A 16,708-nucleotide genomic window follows, 5' to 3' on the forward strand; every position below is an offset into this window, starting at 1 on the left:
ATGAGTGTGGCACCTACGCCGTTCAGCACCGTTCGCGACGACGGCGTTCGGATCGTGTCCGATCGGCTCGGCGATCCGGACGCGCCCGCGGTGGTGTTCCTGCACGGCGGCGGGCAGACCCGGCGCTCCTGGGGAAAGGCGGCCGCCGCGGTGGCGGCGCGCGACTGGCAGGCGGTCACCGTCGACTTCCGCGGGCACGGCGAATCGGACTGGTCCGACGAGGGCGACTACCGGGTCACCACGTTCGCCGCCGACGTCATCGACGTGTTGTCCGCCCTCCCGCCGCGACCCGTTCTCGTCGGCGCCTCGCTAGGCGGCTTCACGTCGATGCTGCTCGCCGGTGAGCTGGCGCCGAACACGGTGCGCGCCGTGGTGCTGGTCGACATCGTTCCCGACATGGACCCGTCGGGGGCGTCGCGGATTCACGACTTCATGCACGACCGGATGACGTCGGGCTTCGGCTCCCTCGACGAGGTGGCCGACGCCGTGCAGGCCTACAACCCGCATCGTCCGAGGCCCACCGACCTCGACGGGCTGCGCGCGAACCTGCGCGAGCGCGACGGCCGGTTCTTCTGGCACTGGGACCCGAAGTTCATCGACGGCACGTCGGCGCTGCCGCCCGTCGAGGTGACCGAGGTCGACCGCTGCCACGCCGCCGTGGACGCCATCCTGCGCGACGGGGTGCCGATGCTGCTGGTGCGCGGCCAGATGAGCGACCTGGTGACCGAGGATCGTGCGCAGGCGTTCCTCGCCCGCTTCCCCGCCGTCGAGTTCGTCGATGTCGGCGGCGCGGGGCACATGGTCGCGGGCGATCGAAACGACCTGTTCGCCGACGCGGTGGTGGAGTTCCTGGTTCGCCACGCACGATGAGCACGCCGGGTCAGAATGGCCGCATGCGCTTCGGAAACTTCATGGCCCCCTTCCACCCCGTCGGCCAGAATCCGACCCTCGCCCTCGAGCGGGATCTCGACCTGATCGTCGCGATGGACCGGCTCGGCTTCCACGAGGCCTGGATCGGCGAGCACCACTCGGCCGGGTTCGAGATCATCGCCTCGCCCGAGGTGTTCATCGCCGTCGCCGCCGAGCGCACCAAGCACATCAAGCTCGGCACCGGGGTCAGTTCGCTGCCGTATCACAACCCTCTGATGCTGGCCGACCGGATGGTGCTGCTCGATCACCTCAGCCGGGGGAGGGTGATGCTCGGCTGCGGCCCCGGCCAGCTGACGTCGGACGCGCACATGCTGGGCATCCCCGCCGACGAGCAGCGGCCGCGAATGGAGCAGTGCCTCGAGGCCATCATGCGGCTGCTGCGCGGTGAGACGGTCACCATGACGACGGACGGCTTCACCCTGCAGGACGCGTGTCTCCAGCTGAAGCCCTACAGCGACCCGCTTTTCGACGTCGCGGTCGCGGCGTCCTTCTCCCCCACCGGACCGCGCGGCGCGGGCAAGCACGGCGTCGGCATGCTGTCGATCGCGGCCACCGCGAAGCAGGGTATGGACATGCTGGCCCACCACTGGGCGACCTGGGAGGAGGTGGCCGCCGAGCACGGCCACGTCGCCGACCGCTCGAAGTGGCGTCTGGTGGGGCCGATGCATCTCGCCGAAACCAGGGAGGAGGCGGCGCGCGACGTCGAGTACGGCATCGCGCAGTTCTCCCGCTACTTCAAACACATCCTGCCCGCGGGTCCGGTGCAGGGCGACACCCCCGCCGAGATCGTGGCCAACAATCGCGATCACGGCTTCGCGGTGATCGGCACACCGCAGGACGCGATCGAGAAGATCTCCGAACTCGTCGAGGCGAGTAACGGGGGCTTCGGCGCGTTCCTCCTGTTCGATCAGGACTGGGCCAGGCCCGACGCCAAGCTCCGCAGCTACGAACTGTTCGCCGAGTACGTGCTGCCCCACTTCACTGGTCAGCTGGCCGGCCCGGCCACGTCGCACGACTGGGTCGTCGGGAGCGGCACGCAGTTCGTCGACCGGGCTGCGCACGCGATCGGCAAGGCGATCGACGACCACGCCGCCGAGCGGGAGGCCAGACAGGCCGCACCGTGACCGGGTTCTTGGGATCGGTAGCCGGTCCGGCGCGATGAGGTTCTCGTCATGACACCACCGAACGCGTGGTGCATGACGAAAGGAACACCCATGAACGTCCTCAGCCGTTACCAGGAGCAGGTCAACCGGATGGACAAGAACTACGCGCTCGTCATCGGCATCCTGTCCGGTGTGACGCTGCTCTGGGTGGTGTGGCGCCTGTTCTGGCTGGCCTACTCGGCGATCGCGTTCTCGAGCTACGGCCTGTCGGCGTTCTCGCTGATCTTCTCGCTGGTGTGGACGCTCGTCATCGGTGGGCTCGCCGCGGTCAACGCGTTCGTCTTCCTGCGCCGCTACAAGCAGCCCTGACACCAGCAGCGGCCGGAAGAGGGTGAGTGCGGTGGGTGATCGTGAGCCCGTGGAGGGGACGGCGTTCGGCCGCTACCAGCTGATCGAACTGCTGGGACGCGGCGGCATGGGCGAAGTCTGGCGGGCCCACGACACCGCCATCGACCGCGAAGTCGCCATCAAGACGCTGCTGCCGCACTACGCACAGGACCCCGATTTCACCGAACGGTTCCGCCGTGAAGCACGCGCGGCCGCACGGCTCGACGATCCGCACATCGTGCCGATCTACGACGTCGGCGAGATCGACGGACGCCTCTACGTGATGATGCGGTTGATCTCGGGCCGGGACCTCCTCAGCCTGCTGAGCGCGGGCCCCCTGGAGCCGGCGCGCGCGGTGCGGATCGTCGAGCAGATCGCCTCGGCCCTGCACCACGCGCACCAGGAGGGCCTGGTACACCGCGACGTGAAACCGTCGAACATCCTGGTGGGCGAGAACGACTTCGCGTATCTCATCGACTTCGGCATCGCGCGCTCCGCGGGTGACTCGGCGTTGACGTCGGCGAGTTCCGCCGTCGGCACGTGGGCCTACATGGCGCCGGAACGCTTCAGCACCGGTGACATCGCGCCGAGTTCCGACGTCTACGCCCTGGCCTGCGTGCTCTACCAGTGCCTCACCGGCGGAGTGCCGTTCCCCGGCGACACGCTCGAGCAGGTCGCGGGAGCGCACATGGTGGTGCCGCCGCCGAGACCGTCGCACGGCCACGTCGCCATTCCGACCGCGCTCGACGACGTCGTCGCCGTCGGTCTGGCCAAGCGACCCGCCGACCGGTATCCGACCACCGTCGACCTCGCCAGCGCGGCGCAGCGAGCCATCACCGCGCCGATCGCTCGTCCGGACCCGGCGTACGCGCAGACCTGGTCGCCCTCGGGCGGGCCCGCTGCGACGGATCCGCCGACCGTGGTCGCCGGCCGATCCCGCCGGCGGACCGCAATCCTGATCGGTGCACTGCTCGCGGTCACCGCTCTGATCGCGGGCGGCGTCTTCATCGCCGCGAGACCCTCCGAGGAGAGCCGAACCACCACCGCCACTGAACAATCGGCTGCGCTGCCGGCACCGACACCCACCGGGCCGCCGCCGAACACCGGTCCGCTGACCGGCCTGTACCGGGCCGATTTCGGTCCGATCACCCACCTCAACGACGTGCCGGGACCCGATCCGTCCAAAGCCTCGGACAGGTTCGCGATCCGCTCGACGTGCCTGCCGACGGGATGCGTTGCGAACGCGACCCGACTCGAAGGCACCGTGGCCTACGCGAAACCGTTCGTCCTCGACCGGATCGGCGACCGCTGGTTCGCCGTCGGCCTCAGCGCGGTGCCGTGCAAGACCGATCAGGCCACCGAAGCCTGGGAGGTGATGTCACTGCGACCACAACCCGACGGCAGACTGGCGGGCGAGTTCATGTCGCTGACAGGCAACGACTGCCTGATGAAGCGCACCGTAACGCTCACCCGCACAGGCGATGTCGATGTCGAGAGCCTGCCGGATCCGGCGTCGCTCGCGCCGCGGGTGCGCTCGCCCGCCGAAGGCCTGTGGGGCGAGTACCTGCAGACGCGGACGTTCCCGCGGGTCGGCCAGCAGCAGCAGGCCACCTATCGCGTGAACACCCACTGCGTGCGTACCGGCGACCGCTGCATCAGCTTCATGTGGGGTCCGAACGGTGAGGCCAACCCACTGGTGTTCGACAAGGACGCGTGGGCGCTGTTCACCGAGACCGACGTCGTGTGCCGTGGCGCGACGATGCACGTCAAGAAGACCGGCCGGTACCCGCTGCCCGCCCCGGCGCAGACACCGATTCCGGAACTCAACGGCTCCGGGCGACAGGATCAGTCCGCGCCGTGTGCCGCCGAGGTCGAGTTCACCGAAACGATGACGCGGACCGGTGATTGATTGACTACGCACCCTCGCAGCGATCGTTATGGTGAGCCGGTGGAGGGCTCCTCATTCGGCCGCTACCAGCTGATCGAACTGCTGGGACGCGGCGGCATGGGCGAAGTCTGGCGGGCTCACGACACCACCATCGACCGCGTGGTGGCCATCAAGATGTTGCTCCCCCACTACGCGCAGGATCCCGAATTCGAGACGCGATTCCGCCGCGAGGCCCGCGCCGCCGCGCGACTCGACGATCCGCACATCGTGCCGATCTACGACGTCGGCGAGATCGACGGACGTCTCTACGTGACGATGCGCCTCATCAAGGGCCGGGATCTGCAGGCCATACTCGCCGACGGTCCGCTGGAACCCGTTCGCGCCGTACGGATCATCGACCAGATCGCATCGGCACTGCATCACGCGCATCGGAACGGACTTGTGCACCGCGACGTCAAACCGTCCAACATCCTCGTCACCGACTCCGGTTCCGGCGCCGATTTCGCGTATCTCATCGACTTCGGCATCGCCCGCAGCACGACCGACACCGTGCTGACCGCCGCCGACACCACCATCGGCACCTGGGCCTACATGGCTCCGGAACGCTTCAGCTCCGCGGAGACCCACCCGAGTGCGGACGTGTACGCGCTCGCATGCGTGCTCTACCAGTGCTTGACGGGCGACGTACCGTTCCCCGGAACCACACTGGAACAGGTCGCGGTCGGGCACATGGTGGCACCGCCGCCGAGTCCATCGCAGGAACACGACACCGTCCCGACGGCGCTCGACGACGTCATCGCGACGGGTTTGGCCAAACAACCCTCCGACCGCTACGGCTCCGCGGTGGAACTGGCGGCGGCCGCGCAGCGAGCCGTGGAGCGACCGACCGATCCGGGAATCTCGCCGACGCCGGCTGTGCTGCCGTATCCCGACACGGGACCGCGGCGGCCGGCTCCCGCGCCGTTGACGCAGCCCTGGCAGTCCAGTAGCGAGGCGCCCACCGCGCTCGCAGACGTCCGGCCGGGAGCGCCGTCGAAGCGACCGCTGCTCGTCATGGGCGCGGTGGTCGGCGCCGTGCTCCTGGTGGCCGCCGCCGTGTTCGCCGCGCTGACGCTGACCGGGAACTCCGACGAACCCGTCACCGCGACGTCCCCGCCGAGTGGCGCGCAGCCACCGAGCGTCACCGGTCCGCCGCCGAACACCGGGCCGTTCACGGGGGTGTATCGCGCCGACTTCGCCCGCGCCACCAATCTCGACGGTGCCGTGCCACCCGGCGGCGGACCCTCGACGGGCACCTTCGGTGTCCGCTCGGTATGCGCGGACAACGGCTGCGTCGCCACCTCGTCAATGCGGAACGGCGCCGAGTTCCTCGCGCCGTCAGTGGTATTCGACGAAGTGGGCGACCACTGGCTGGCCGTGACCGTCGCGCCCGGGATCTGCCGGGGCGTCACGACCGACACCTGGCAGGTGTTCCGGCTGACACCCCGCCCCGACGGCACACTCGCCGGTGAGCACATCAGGATGACGCTCAACCAGTGCGCCGAGAAGCGCGACGTCACCTTCACTCGCACCGGCGATGTCGACGTCACCGCCGACTTCTTCGGCTTACCCGACCCCGCCGAACTCCCGGCTCGAGTGGTGTCCCCCGCCGAGGCGCTGAGAGGCCGCTACCACTTGACCCGCACCTATTCGATCCCGAGTATCCCCGCGCTGCAGGATGACTCGTCGGCGGTCACGTACTGCCTTCGCACGGGCGATTCGTGCATGACGTACTTCGTGCTCGCATCGGGCGATCTCCCGCTCGTTTTCGACAGCGGGAAGTGGACGGTCACCGACCGCACCGAGGGGCCCTGCCCGAGCGGCGACATCTCGCAGTTGACCACCGACATCTCCTTCCCGCTCCCCGAACCTCCGCAGAACCCCATCGCAGCGCTCAGTGGCACCGGCAGGTGGGTGCAGACGGGCAGTTGCGCGGTCGATATGACGTACACCGAGACCTTAACGCGCACAGGCGATTAGCGGTACCCGGATGAGTGATTCGACATGGCCCGCCGTGACCGTCCGCGTCGGCGGATGGCAGCGCACCTTTCCACCGGGCCGAGACGTGGTGATCGGGCGCGACGTGCGCGCCGACATCCGCATTCCCCATCCGGGGGTGTCGCGGTCGCACCTCATCCTGCGCTGCCGCGACGGCCACTGGACGGCTTTCGACGACAACAGCTTCAACGGTGTGTACGTCGGCGGTCAGCGCGTCCAGACGGTGGACATCCGCGGCGGCGAGACCATCAACATCGGCGACCCCGACGGACCCCGGCTGAGCTTCGACGTGACCGCGGAACCCGACGACCGGCCGACGGTGATCACGACCAAACCCGTGGACGGCGCCACGATCCGGATCGGCCGCGGATCCGACAACGACATCGTCGTGCCGGACGTGCTGGCCTCCAGCCACCACGCCACGGTGGTCCTGACCGCACGGGGCCCCCGCATCCAGCAGGCCGACCGCTTCACCGGGACGTTCGTCAACGGCGCACCCGTGCGCGACGCTCCACTGCAGGACCACGACGTCGTGACGATAGGAAATGTCGACTTCGTCTACGCCGGTGGACAACTCACGCGGAAGGTGGAGCCGGCGGCCGCGACCAGCGGTCTCGACGTGCGCGACGTGAGCCTGACCGTCGCGGGCGACAAGACACTGCTGGACCGCGTCTCGTTCTCCGCCGCTGCGGGCACGCTGACAGCGGTGATCGGCCCGTCGGGTTCCGGGAAGTCCACGCTCGCGAACGTGGTCGTCGGGCTCGCGCGGCCGTTGGCGGGTTCCGTGTCGTTCGAGGGCCGCGATCTGCACGCCGAGTACGCCTCGCTGCGCGGACGGGTCGGCATCGTTCCGCAGGACGACGTCGTGCATGGACTGCTGACCGTCAGGCAGGCGCTGGATTACGCAGCACAACTGCGGATGCCGCCGGACACCACTGAATCCGAACGGCAACAGGCGATTTCACAGGTACTCGAGGAACTCCGGCTGACACCGCACGCCGATACCCGCGTCGACATGCTCTCGGGCGGGCAGCGTACGCGCGTCGGCATCGGCATCGAACTGTTGACCGGCCCGTCGCTGCTGGTGCTCGATGAACCGACGACCGGCCTGGATCCCGCGCTGGACCAACAGGTCATGTCGATGCTGCGCGAACTCGCCGACGCCGGCCGAGTCGTCATCGTGGTGACCCACTCGCTGATGTGTCTCGACGCATGCGACCAGGTGCTGTTGCTCGCTCCCGGCGGAAGGCTGGCGTACCGGGGCTCGCCCGGTCAGGTCGGCGAGACGATGGGCGCCACCGACTGGGCGGACATCTACGCCGCCGTCAGCGCGGATCCCGACGGCGCCCAGCGGCGGTACTTCGCCCGCACCGAACACCCGGCGGCGCGCACCGCTCCCGCTGCGGCCGTCGTCACGGACCGACGCACCCGACCGCCCGTCCGGCGCCAGGTTGCCGTGCTGGCTCGCAGGCATCTGCAGCTGATCGTCGCCAACCGCGGACACCTCGCCTTCCTCGTCGCGCTTCCGTTTGTGATCGGGCTGCTGCCGCTCGCCATCGCCGGAGACACCGGTTTGAGGGCGTCGCAGCCCGGCGGGACGGGAGGTTTCGAGACGAAACAGATCCTCGGCTTCATGAACCTCTGCGCGTTCTTCATGGGCACGTCGCTGTCGGTTCGCGAACTCGTCGGCGAGCGTCCGATCTTCCGGCACGAACAGGCCACCGGGTTGTCGACGACGGCCTACCTCGCATCGAAGATCCTGGTACTCGGCGTGATCGGCGTGCTGCAATCGGCGGTCCTGGTGGCGATCGTCACCGCGGTGCGGGGCTCGCCTCCGGGTGCGAGCGTGCTCGGCGACCCGACGGTGGAACTGTTCGTGGCGCTCTCAGCGACATGCGTGACCTCCATGGTCCTCGGCCTGCTGGTGTCCACTGTCGCGCGGACCGGTCACCAGGTGTTGCCGCTGACGGTGGCGGTGCTCATGGCGCAGATCGTGTTCGCGGGCGGCATGGTGTCGATGACCGATCGGCTGATCGAGCCGCTGTCCTGGCTCAGCCCGTCCCGGTGGGGGCTGGCGGCGACGGCGTCAACCGCGGACCTGACGACCGTCGTGCCGAAGATCGCGAGGGACGACCTCTGGCTGCACACCGCATCGGCGTGGCTACTCGACATCGCGATGCTGGCGGTGCTCGGCGTGTTCTACGCGGCGTTGGCGCGGTGGCGGATCCGGCCACGACGACCCGGCGCGTAGCGGCGGTGCTGGGGCCTGTTCATCCCACGGCCCTACTGAATCGGCGCACGATTCGGCAAACGCGCGCGGCCCGGGCCCTAGCGCCGGGTGTGCGGACCCGTTTTCGAACGTGCGCTGTCTACCGGCTGAGACCTTGACACCGGCGCAAATTTTCTCCCGCTTTGCACCACCGGGTTCTCAGCAACGCGAAGCAGGTCCTCTCACCTGGCAAATCGCCGTGCGGGCGAGTTTGAGAGGCGTCACTGAAACCGCCGTCTCCGCGCTCTATCTAGGTTAGGCATACCTATTGTTCATCAGGTAAGCCTCAGCTAATGTTCGACTGCCAATTGGCATCCCGCACCGCACCACAGGAGAAACCGTGCAGCAAGCCCTTAGCGCCGACATGGATGTGGACATCCCGTCGGCCCGTTCCTCGTCGCCGAGCCGTAGCACCACATTCGTGGTGGCCGGCATCGCGGCGGCGACCGCCGGCGTCTTGGCGATCAACCCCGTCACGCCGACGCCCACCCCTCTGGCAGCGGAGATCACGCACCGCGCCGTCGAGCTGAACGCGGTCGTCAACCCGCTCGTCGTGCTGCAGGAGACGCTCACCAAGACGCTGACCAACCTGAATCTGCTGGGCACCGGCATTCCGGCCGCGTCGACCTCGCTGCTCGAGGGGCTGGGCAACTCGGCGATCTACGCCGAGTTCGCCGAGCTCATCACGGCGAATGCGACCAACCCGCAGGCGCTGCTGTCGGTCCTGCAGAGCTTCCCCATAGGCCGTATCACCGATGCCCTGGCGAGCTCGACGGCCATCCTCAACACCAACCTGCAGAACTTCCCGACCATCCTGCAGAACACCCTGGGCTATCTGCAGACCGGTCAGTTCGTCGAGGCCTTCAGCGAGGTCAACATCTACTTCCTCGTGCAGCTGCTGGAGCGGCCGGGCGGCCCGCTGTTCCCGATCTTCTCCATCCCCGGTGACACCCTCGCGGCCATTCCCGGCGGCGGGGTGCTCGCGAACCTGGCCGATGCGGTGTTCACCCGCGGCATCGCCACCGGCCTCACCAGGGCGCTGCTCGTCGCCCCCATCACCGCGACGCTGTTCGTCGCGGAGACGCTCGACCACGTGCAGGCCTCCTTCAAGGCCGGTGACGTCGAGGGCGCCCTCAGCGAGCTGCTGAGCGCTCCGATCGGGTTCGTCGACGCGTTCCTCAACGGGTACGTGCCGGACTTCCCGAGCCGGTCACCGTTCGCGGGGTTGCTCAGCCCGAACGGCTTCTTCGACTACTTCCTCGTCGACGTGCCGAACGCGATCGCGACCGCACTGAACGCCACGCCGCAGGCTCCCCCGGTCGTGACGACGGCGAAGGTGGCGGCGTCCGAGCCGACCGACCTCGGCCTCTCCTCGGCGACCACCACCCTGGTGGCGGTCGAATCGACTGCACCCGAGGCGGTTTCGCTGTCGGCCAGCCCGGAGTCCACTGAGCCCGCGGCCGAACCCGCCGCCACCACGCCGGTGGTCGACGACTCGGCGAGCACCGGGAGCACCACCGCGCCGACCGCCGCGCCGACCGCCGAGGACGAAGACGAGGACCAGGAGGAGGACCAGGACGAGGACACCTCCACCAGCGGCGGCAGCAGCACCGGCGGCAACACCTCCGGTGAGTCGAACGACGGTGACGACGACGATTCGGCCGCTGGCACCACTGGTGGCGCGACGACCGGTGCCGGCGGCGACTCCGGCACGGACTCGGGCGGCGACTCGGGTGGTGGCGACTCGGGCGGCTCGGAGTAACCATCTGTAGTCCGAAGACAGGCCAGGGTATTCGCCCTGGCCTGTTTTCGGTTTCCGCTTTCCGCCGTCGAGTTTGCACCGCATCTCCTCGGGTATCGCGGCGGCACCGGTTCGTGGGCGCGGGCAGCCGTCGCTGACCGCCCTCACCTCGAGACTGAAGGCGTTGCCGTGCACCGACGTATCACCCCCGACAACCTGGGGGCCTGGGTGATCAAGTGCAATCCGCGTACGACATCCGTCGAGCCCATGCTCGCAGCCGGTGAGGCTAAGGCCCGGTGGTGCGTGGCCTCCAACTACCGTGCGCGACTGGTCGCACCCGGTCAGCGGGTGCTGTTCTGGGTGTCAGCGCATCCCCGCCGAGGCATCTGGGGAGCGGGCCGGGTGACCGGTGACGTCTTCGTCGAGGGCGGTGGGCTGCAGGTGCCGGTGAGCATTCCCCTCTTTGCCGAGCCCTTTTCGGCCATCGATCTGCTCGCGCTCCCCGAACTGAGGTCGATGGAGGTGTTCCGGTCGCCGCAACAGGCGAATCCGTCCTGGGTGAGCAAGGCGGAACTGGCGCTGATCGAACCGTTGCTGTCCCGCTAGCCAGGCGTTCTCCACGAATGCGTGCGGGCCTCGGCGTTCACGGGGAGGATCGCTACACGTGAGCCCAGATGTGCACGTCGGCGCGCTCGGCCGCGTCGGCGCAGTCTTCGCCGTGATCGCGCTGCTGGTTGTCGGCTGCTCCGACGGCGGGAGCCCGCCCGTGGCCACGAGCGCGCCGTCGACCTCGACCGCAGCCTCCCCGCCACCCGTAGTCGCACCCCGTGAGCTCTCCTCCGACCCGAGCCGCCTCGCCGACGACCTGATCGCCGACGAGAACGTGCTGCGCGACCCGGCGGCGTCCGACGAACTGCTGACAGCGGCGGCCCACCGTCAGCAGGCGGCGTATCGCGCCATCGGGGAGCACCCCGAGTGGGATGCCGTCGTGCGGCCGCGCATTCCGCCGCCCCTGATCGAGGCCTACGACCGCAACGTCGACGCGCGTCGCCAGCTCGAGGCCCTGAGCACCGCGCGCGATGTCGTACCCGCGTGGCAGATCGTCTCACCCCCACCCGCCGACGAGCTTCTCGGTTACTACCGGGAGGCCGAGGCCGCGACGGGCGTCGCGTGGAACTACCTGGCGGCCATCAACTTCGTCGAAACCGCCTTCGGCCGCATCGTCGGCGTGAGCCCGGCCGGAGCGCAGGGGCCCATGCAGTTCCTGCCGGGAACGTTCGCCCAGTACGGCGACGGCGGAGACATCACCGCGCCGCGCGACAGCATCATGGCCGCGGGAAGACTGCTGGCCGCGAACGGCTTCGCCGAGAATCGCGGTAGCGCGTTGTTCCGCTACAACAACTCGGACCACTACGTGCGCGCCGTCGACGACTACGCGACGGCGATGGCCGCCGACGCGACCGCCTTCCCGGCCTATCACCGGTGGCAGGTCTACTTCCACACCACCATGGGTGACATCCTGCTGCCGGTCGGCTACTCCGAAGCCGCCGAGGTCCCCGTGGCGGACTACCTCGGACGGAATGCGATGTCCCCCGCCGCGGCGCGGATCTCTCCGCAGAGCGAGGCGACGCTCGACCGGATGCTCGCCGCGCGCAACGCCGATTCCACCGCCGAAACGTCGCGGCGATCCGAGCTGCTCTCCCGCCAGTTCCTCGGAATTCCCTACGGCGCAAACACTCTCATCGGCACCGAGAGCGTGCCCGAGGAGCTAGTCGTCGACCTCGACAGCGTCGACTGCTTCACCTACGCCGACTACGTGGAGGCACTCAAACGAGCGGGCACCCGCGACGAGTTCATCGCGGCCCTGACCGCCGTGCGCTACCGCGACGGCATCGTGTCGTTCACCAACAGGAAGCACTTCTTCACCGACTGGGCGGCGGTCGCGCCCGAACTCGCCACCGACGTCACCGCCAGCCTGAGCCCGGCCGCGATCCAGACGGGAAAGAACCTCAACGCCAAGGACGTCGGCGGGACGTACCTGCCCGGCCTGCCGGTCGTTCCGCGGGCGGTCACCTACATTCCCAGTGAAAGCGTCGACGCGAGCGTGCTGAGCCGGCTGCGCGACGGTGACTACGTCGGGGCGTACGCAGCGGACGGCGGCCTCGACGTCACGCACGTCGGCGTCTTCGTCAACGGACCCGATGGGCCCGTTTTCCGCAACGCGTCGTCGCTCAGCCAGTACGGCCAGGTGGTCGATCAGCCGTTCCTCGGCTACCTTCAAACCGTGCCAGGCATCGTGGTGCTGCGACCGGTCGCGTGACCGATGGAGTTCTCAGCTGCACAACAGGAGTTCTCGGCGTACGGGGTGTCGCACCTGATCGTCCTCGCGATCTTCGTCGTCGGCGCCGTCCTCCTGGTCTGGGCCGGGCGTACGCAGACCGACGAGAGGGCCAGGCTCCTGGGTCGCGTGCTCGCGGTCGCGCTGGTGACCATGTTCTGCGTGGCGCTCGTCTACAAGCTGATCCGGCCCGACATCCAGACCTCGATCCCGATTCAGCTGTGCGACATCGCGGAGTTGATGGCGGCCTACGCGCTGTGGACGCAGCGGCACTGGGCCTGCGCGGTGACCTACTACTGGGGGCTCTTCCTGAGTTCACAGGCGCTGCTGACACCGGACATCGGCACGCCGGCGGAGGGCGCGCCGGATTTCCCGCACCATCTCTTCGTCACGTTCTTCGCGCTGCACGTGCTGGTCGTCTGGGCGGCCATCTACGTGACGTGGGGACTCCGACAGCGTCCCACCTGGCGCACCTTCCGCTTCACCGTCGCGATCACCATGATCTGGGTGGCGCTGACCTTCACGTTCAACATCATCGCGAACACCAACTACGGCTATCTCAACGCCAAGCCCGCCGCGGCGTCGGTGCTGGATCTGCTCGGGCCGTGGCCGGTGTACGCGCTCATCGAGGTCACCGTCGTCATCGGCGTGTGGGCGCTGATGACGTGGCCGTGGGAGCGGGCACGCGCGAAACAGCCGCTGGCAGAAGGGCCCCCGAACCCCGTCTAGAGCTAACGCTTAGCACTCGCTTCGGTCACGAACCGTGCTCGACGGCCGCGATTCCCGACCGGCGATGGTTTGATCGGGACGAATGTCGCCGCGACAGGTCTGAGGGTGCGAAGTGGGATGGCTTGAACCGACCCATCTGATGATCCTGCTCGTCGCGATCGCCATCGTCGCCGCCATCTGGATCCACACGGCGTCGGTCATCGCGCAGGCGAAGAGACGCCGGGCGCGCAGGTTCTTCGTCCTCGGCTTCTCCGCCGGGTGGACGGCCGCGACGATCTTCGGCGGCAGGCGTCGTCGGCCAAAGACCTTGCAGGCGTTCGTGCAGCATGTGAGACGCGCCAGTCCGCTCGGCCTGGCGCGGTCCTCTCGGTGACCGCGACTGAGTGCCGTCCGAGAACCGCGCAACTCGACGACACGAAGTGCGGGCTGCGGATATGCTCCCGGTGTAGCTCGGGGGAGCTCCTGACCTTGGGGGGATCGTGGTTCGCTGCATCGTCGCCGCGCTGACGGCTGCTCTGACATTCACAGTGCTCTTCGACAACCGCTGGCGACGCATGCGACGCCAGCTGATCGACGGCGCCGAACAGCACCTTCGCGACGCCGACGGCCCGCGCGGAATCGACTCCGTGGACCGGGAACTCGCGACCAGACCGGCGACCGACGTGGCCGACGCACTGCTCGACGAGCGACTGTCGATTCAGGGCGTGACGAGGAACTTCTCCCCCGTCGCGCGCCGGTTGTAGGCGTTGAACGCGTCCGGTGCGAGCATGCCCTGCAGCGACACCTCACGGGTGTAGGTGCTCGCGAACGTCGTCGTGAGTTCGGCGGCGACTCTCGCTTGAAGACGCCCGATCGTCTCGGCGCCCGAACGCTGCAGGAACGGGGTGAGCAGCCACCCGCCGATTCCCCACGCCATCCCGAAGTTCCTGATGAGCACCGTCGGTCCCGTGTCGAGTGCGCCGTAGATGTACACCTGCTTGTGCACGGACGACCCGTACCGCGAGTACGTTGCGGTCGGCGATGCGGCGGCCGCGTCCTCCATACCGTTGAGGATCTGGCTCGCCAGCGTGCCACCGCCCGTGGCATCGAACGCCAGCGTCGCCGACGTCGCCGTGAGCGCGTCGACGAGATCCGCCTCGAACGACGGCGATGCCGAGTTGCACACGTGCACCGCGCCGAGCGAGCGGAGGATCTCCTCCTGTTCACTCTTGCGGACGATGTTGACGAGCGGAATCCCGTCCGCGAGGCAGATCTTGACGAGCATCTGGCCGAGATTCGACGCCGCGGCGGTGTGCACCAGTGCTGAATGCCCTTCGCTGCGCATGGTTTCCACCATCCCCAGCGCGGTCAGCGGATTGACGAAGGACGACGCACCGTCCCGCGCTGTCGCCCCGTCGGGCAGGACCAGGCAGGCCGCGGCGGCCACCAACCGGTACTGGGCGTACATCGCACCGCCCGCGATCGCGACGGTTCTCCCGAGCAGGCCCTGAGCCGCAGCCGAAGCACCCGCGGCGACCACCGTGCCCGCCCCCTCGTTGCCGACCGGCAGTGACTCCCCGATGCGCGCAGACAACCGCTCCACGCTGCCTGCGGCCAGCGGCGCGGTGACGACCGGACGCTCCGCCGTGCCCGTCACGGTCGCAGCGGCCATGTCCGCGCTGGCGACCAGCAGGCCGAGGTCCGACGGGTTGATGGGTGCCGCTTCCACGCGGACCAGCACCTCGTCGACACCGGGAGTCGGCACCGGCACGTCGTGGAGCGACAGCTCCAACATCCCGTCCGCGGTGACCAGCGATCGCAGTTCCAGTGCCGTGGCGGGCAGTTCAACGGTCATCGTCGGACCCTACTCAGACCCCGAGCTCGACGGGGAGCAGACCCCGGTCGACGGCCGAGACGAGCGCGGCGTGGTCGGCCTCGGTCTGATCCGCGTAGCGGCGGGCGAACGTGCAGAGCGCCTTGTCGACGCGATCCGATCCGCCCATGTACCCCGCGATCATCGAGGCACCACTGGTGCGTGCGTGGCCCTTGGCCAGGAGCTGCCCGACCACACCCGCGTAGTCGGTGAGCGCGGCTGCGTCGATGGCGTCCAACGGAATTCGGCCCTTCATGTTCCGGAACTGCCGCACGTAGTACTGGAGCCCGTCCATCGACGTCCAACCCAGCAGCGGATCGCTGACGGTCTGCAGCGACTGCTGGTACTCGACGACCCGCTGCCCCTGGTGTGCGTGCCAGGCCGACTCGCCGTGCACGTGCCGTGCGAGGACCGACCGGCGGGCCTGCTTGAGTTGCAGGAACACGACGTCTTCGGGCGACGAACCCTCGAGCAGCGCGACGTACGCCCGCAGCCCCACGCTCCCGACGCCGACGACCTTGTGCGCTACGTCGACGAGGGTGTAGCCGCCGAGCACGCGTCGCCAGTACGAGGGCAGCGTCTCGAGGTAGTCGTCGAGCGCTTCGGCCAGCGAATCCGCTTCGCGCGCAGGCAGTCGCGTGATCAGCGGCGGCTCCTCGACGATCTTCCGCACGCCGTCCACCTCGTGGGTGAACCGCGGCAGTGCGCGGTCGCCCGTGCGGTGCCGCGCCCGTTCCGCCGAGCGCGCGACCTCCGCCTGCAGCGGACCGGCGGTCTCCTCGGCCAGGCGGTCGACGTCCAGGCGGATGAACGAACGGGTGAACAGCGGCAGATCCGCCAGCCGTCGCAGTTCGTACCGGTACGACGCGACACACGACCGCACCGCCCGCGCGCAGTGCGTCTCCGACGCGCCGTTGTGCCGCCCCGCGACCCAGATGCTCGCGACCAGCCGGCGCAGGTCCCACTCCCAGCTTCCGGGATGCGCCTCGTCGAAGTCGTTGAGGTCGATCACCAGATCGCGCTCGGGCGACGCGTAGAACCCGAAGTTGCCGAAATGCGAGTCGCCGCAGACAACGGGCGTGATGCCGGTGGCGGGCAGATGCGCGACGTCCTCGGCCATCACCACCGCGGTGCCGCGCAGGAAACCGTACGGCGACTCGACCATTCGGCCCACCCGGATGGGGATCAGCCGGTCCACGCGGCCCTTGTGGCTGGCGTTGATGAGATCCACCGGGTCGGGACGACCAGCCGGTGCCGTCCAGTCGGCCAACGACTTACGGGGCACCTTCTTGCGCAGCCCCTTACCCAGCGCGTAGCGCTCCGCACGGGTGACCGGGCGTTGCCGCAGCGAACGATAGGTCTGCCCGTCGGCGTCGGCGAGCACGGTGTGCACGCCGGCCGCCGAGTTGCCGTTCATAGTGCAGTGATACCCGA

Annotated in this window: 13 protein-coding genes and 2 pseudogenes; 13 read left to right on the forward strand and 2 right to left on the reverse strand. The window is 68.8% G+C overall.

Features of this window, described 5'->3' with window-relative positions; all coding sequences use genetic code 11:
- The 13 genes and pseudogenes from NM203_RS20380 to NM203_RS20440 all read left to right on the forward strand — a co-directional run bounded on the left by NM203_RS20380 (position 1) and on the right by NM203_RS20440 (position 14,165).
- Positions 1–870, forward strand: a complete 870-nt coding sequence (locus NM203_RS20380) for an alpha/beta fold hydrolase (RefSeq protein ID WP_255062135.1) — start codon at positions 1–3, stop codon at positions 868–870.
- Complete coding sequence (locus NM203_RS20385; protein ID WP_408633380.1) at positions 867–2,054, forward strand: LLM class flavin-dependent oxidoreductase; 1,188 nt, start codon at positions 867–869, stop codon at positions 2,052–2,054. Before NM203_RS20380 ends, NM203_RS20385 begins: the two co-directional genes overlap by 4 nt.
- Before the next feature lie 90 nt (positions 2,055–2,144).
- Positions 2,145–2,402, forward strand: a complete 258-nt coding sequence (locus NM203_RS20390) for a hypothetical protein (protein WP_255062140.1) — start codon at positions 2,145–2,147, stop codon at positions 2,400–2,402.
- Positions 2,403–2,451: 49 nt separating this feature from the next.
- On the forward strand, positions 2,452–4,329 hold the full coding sequence (locus NM203_RS20395) for a serine/threonine-protein kinase (RefSeq protein WP_255062296.1): 1,878 nt from the start codon (positions 2,452–2,454) through the stop codon (positions 4,327–4,329).
- Positions 4,330–4,368: 39 nt separating this feature from the next.
- On the forward strand, positions 4,369–6,327 hold the full coding sequence (locus tag NM203_RS20400; protein ID WP_255062142.1) for a serine/threonine protein kinase: 1,959 nt from the start codon (positions 4,369–4,371) through the stop codon (positions 6,325–6,327).
- 10 nt (positions 6,328–6,337) lie between these two features.
- The gene (locus NM203_RS20405; protein ID WP_255062146.1) at positions 6,338–8,596 is read left to right on the forward strand and encodes an ATP-binding cassette domain-containing protein; all 2,259 of its coding nucleotides are present in this window, start codon (positions 6,338–6,340) and stop codon (positions 8,594–8,596) included.
- A 358-nt stretch (positions 8,597–8,954) separates the two neighbouring features.
- A complete protein-coding gene (locus NM203_RS20410) occupies positions 8,955–10,376 on the forward strand; it encodes a hypothetical protein (RefSeq protein ID WP_255062147.1) in 1,422 nt (473 codons plus the stop codon).
- A gap of 168 nt (positions 10,377–10,544) precedes the next feature.
- The gene (locus tag NM203_RS20415; protein ID WP_255062150.1) at positions 10,545–10,961 is read left to right on the forward strand and encodes an EVE domain-containing protein; all 417 of its coding nucleotides are present in this window, start codon (positions 10,545–10,547) and stop codon (positions 10,959–10,961) included.
- A gap of 70 nt (positions 10,962–11,031) precedes the next feature.
- A pseudogene (locus NM203_RS20420) lies at positions 11,032–11,928 on the forward strand (transglycosylase SLT domain-containing protein); the annotation flags it as partial.
- 135 nt (positions 11,929–12,063) lie between these two features.
- Positions 12,064–12,675: pseudogene (locus tag NM203_RS20425) on the forward strand (DUF1460 domain-containing protein); the annotation flags it as partial.
- A 3-nt stretch (positions 12,676–12,678) separates the two neighbouring features.
- Positions 12,679–13,422 carry a YwaF family protein gene (locus NM203_RS20430; RefSeq protein WP_255062151.1) on the forward strand — a complete coding sequence of 248 codons (744 nt, stop codon included), beginning with the start codon at positions 12,679–12,681 and terminating at the stop codon, positions 13,420–13,422.
- Positions 13,423–13,534: 112 nt separating this feature from the next.
- Positions 13,535–13,795, forward strand: coding sequence for a hypothetical protein (locus NM203_RS20435; protein ID WP_255062152.1), 261 nt, complete (start codon positions 13,535–13,537; stop codon positions 13,793–13,795).
- 106 nt (positions 13,796–13,901) lie between these two features.
- Positions 13,902–14,165 (forward strand): hypothetical protein, encoded by a 264-nt coding sequence (locus NM203_RS20440; RefSeq protein WP_255062153.1) that lies wholly within the window; start codon positions 13,902–13,904, stop codon positions 14,163–14,165.
- Here NM203_RS20440 and NM203_RS20445 read toward each other — a convergent pair.
- Together NM203_RS20445 and NM203_RS20450 are read right to left on the reverse strand one after the other, a co-directional pair.
- On the reverse strand, positions 14,120–15,256 hold the full coding sequence (locus tag NM203_RS20445) for a zinc-binding dehydrogenase (protein ID WP_255062154.1): 1,137 nt from the start codon (positions 15,254–15,256) through the stop codon (positions 14,120–14,122). The genes NM203_RS20440 and NM203_RS20445 overlap by 46 nt on opposite strands.
- Before the next feature lie 13 nt (positions 15,257–15,269).
- Positions 15,270–16,691 carry a DUF2252 domain-containing protein gene (locus NM203_RS20450; protein WP_255062155.1) on the reverse strand — a complete coding sequence of 474 codons (1,422 nt, stop codon included), beginning with the start codon at positions 16,689–16,691 and terminating at the stop codon, positions 15,270–15,272.
- Positions 16,692–16,708 lie beyond the last annotated feature (17 nt).

The sequence above is a fragment of the Mycolicibacterium arenosum genome (assembly GCF_024320865.1).
Classification (GTDB): domain Bacteria; phylum Actinomycetota; class Actinomycetes; order Mycobacteriales; family Mycobacteriaceae; genus Mycobacterium; species Mycobacterium arenosum.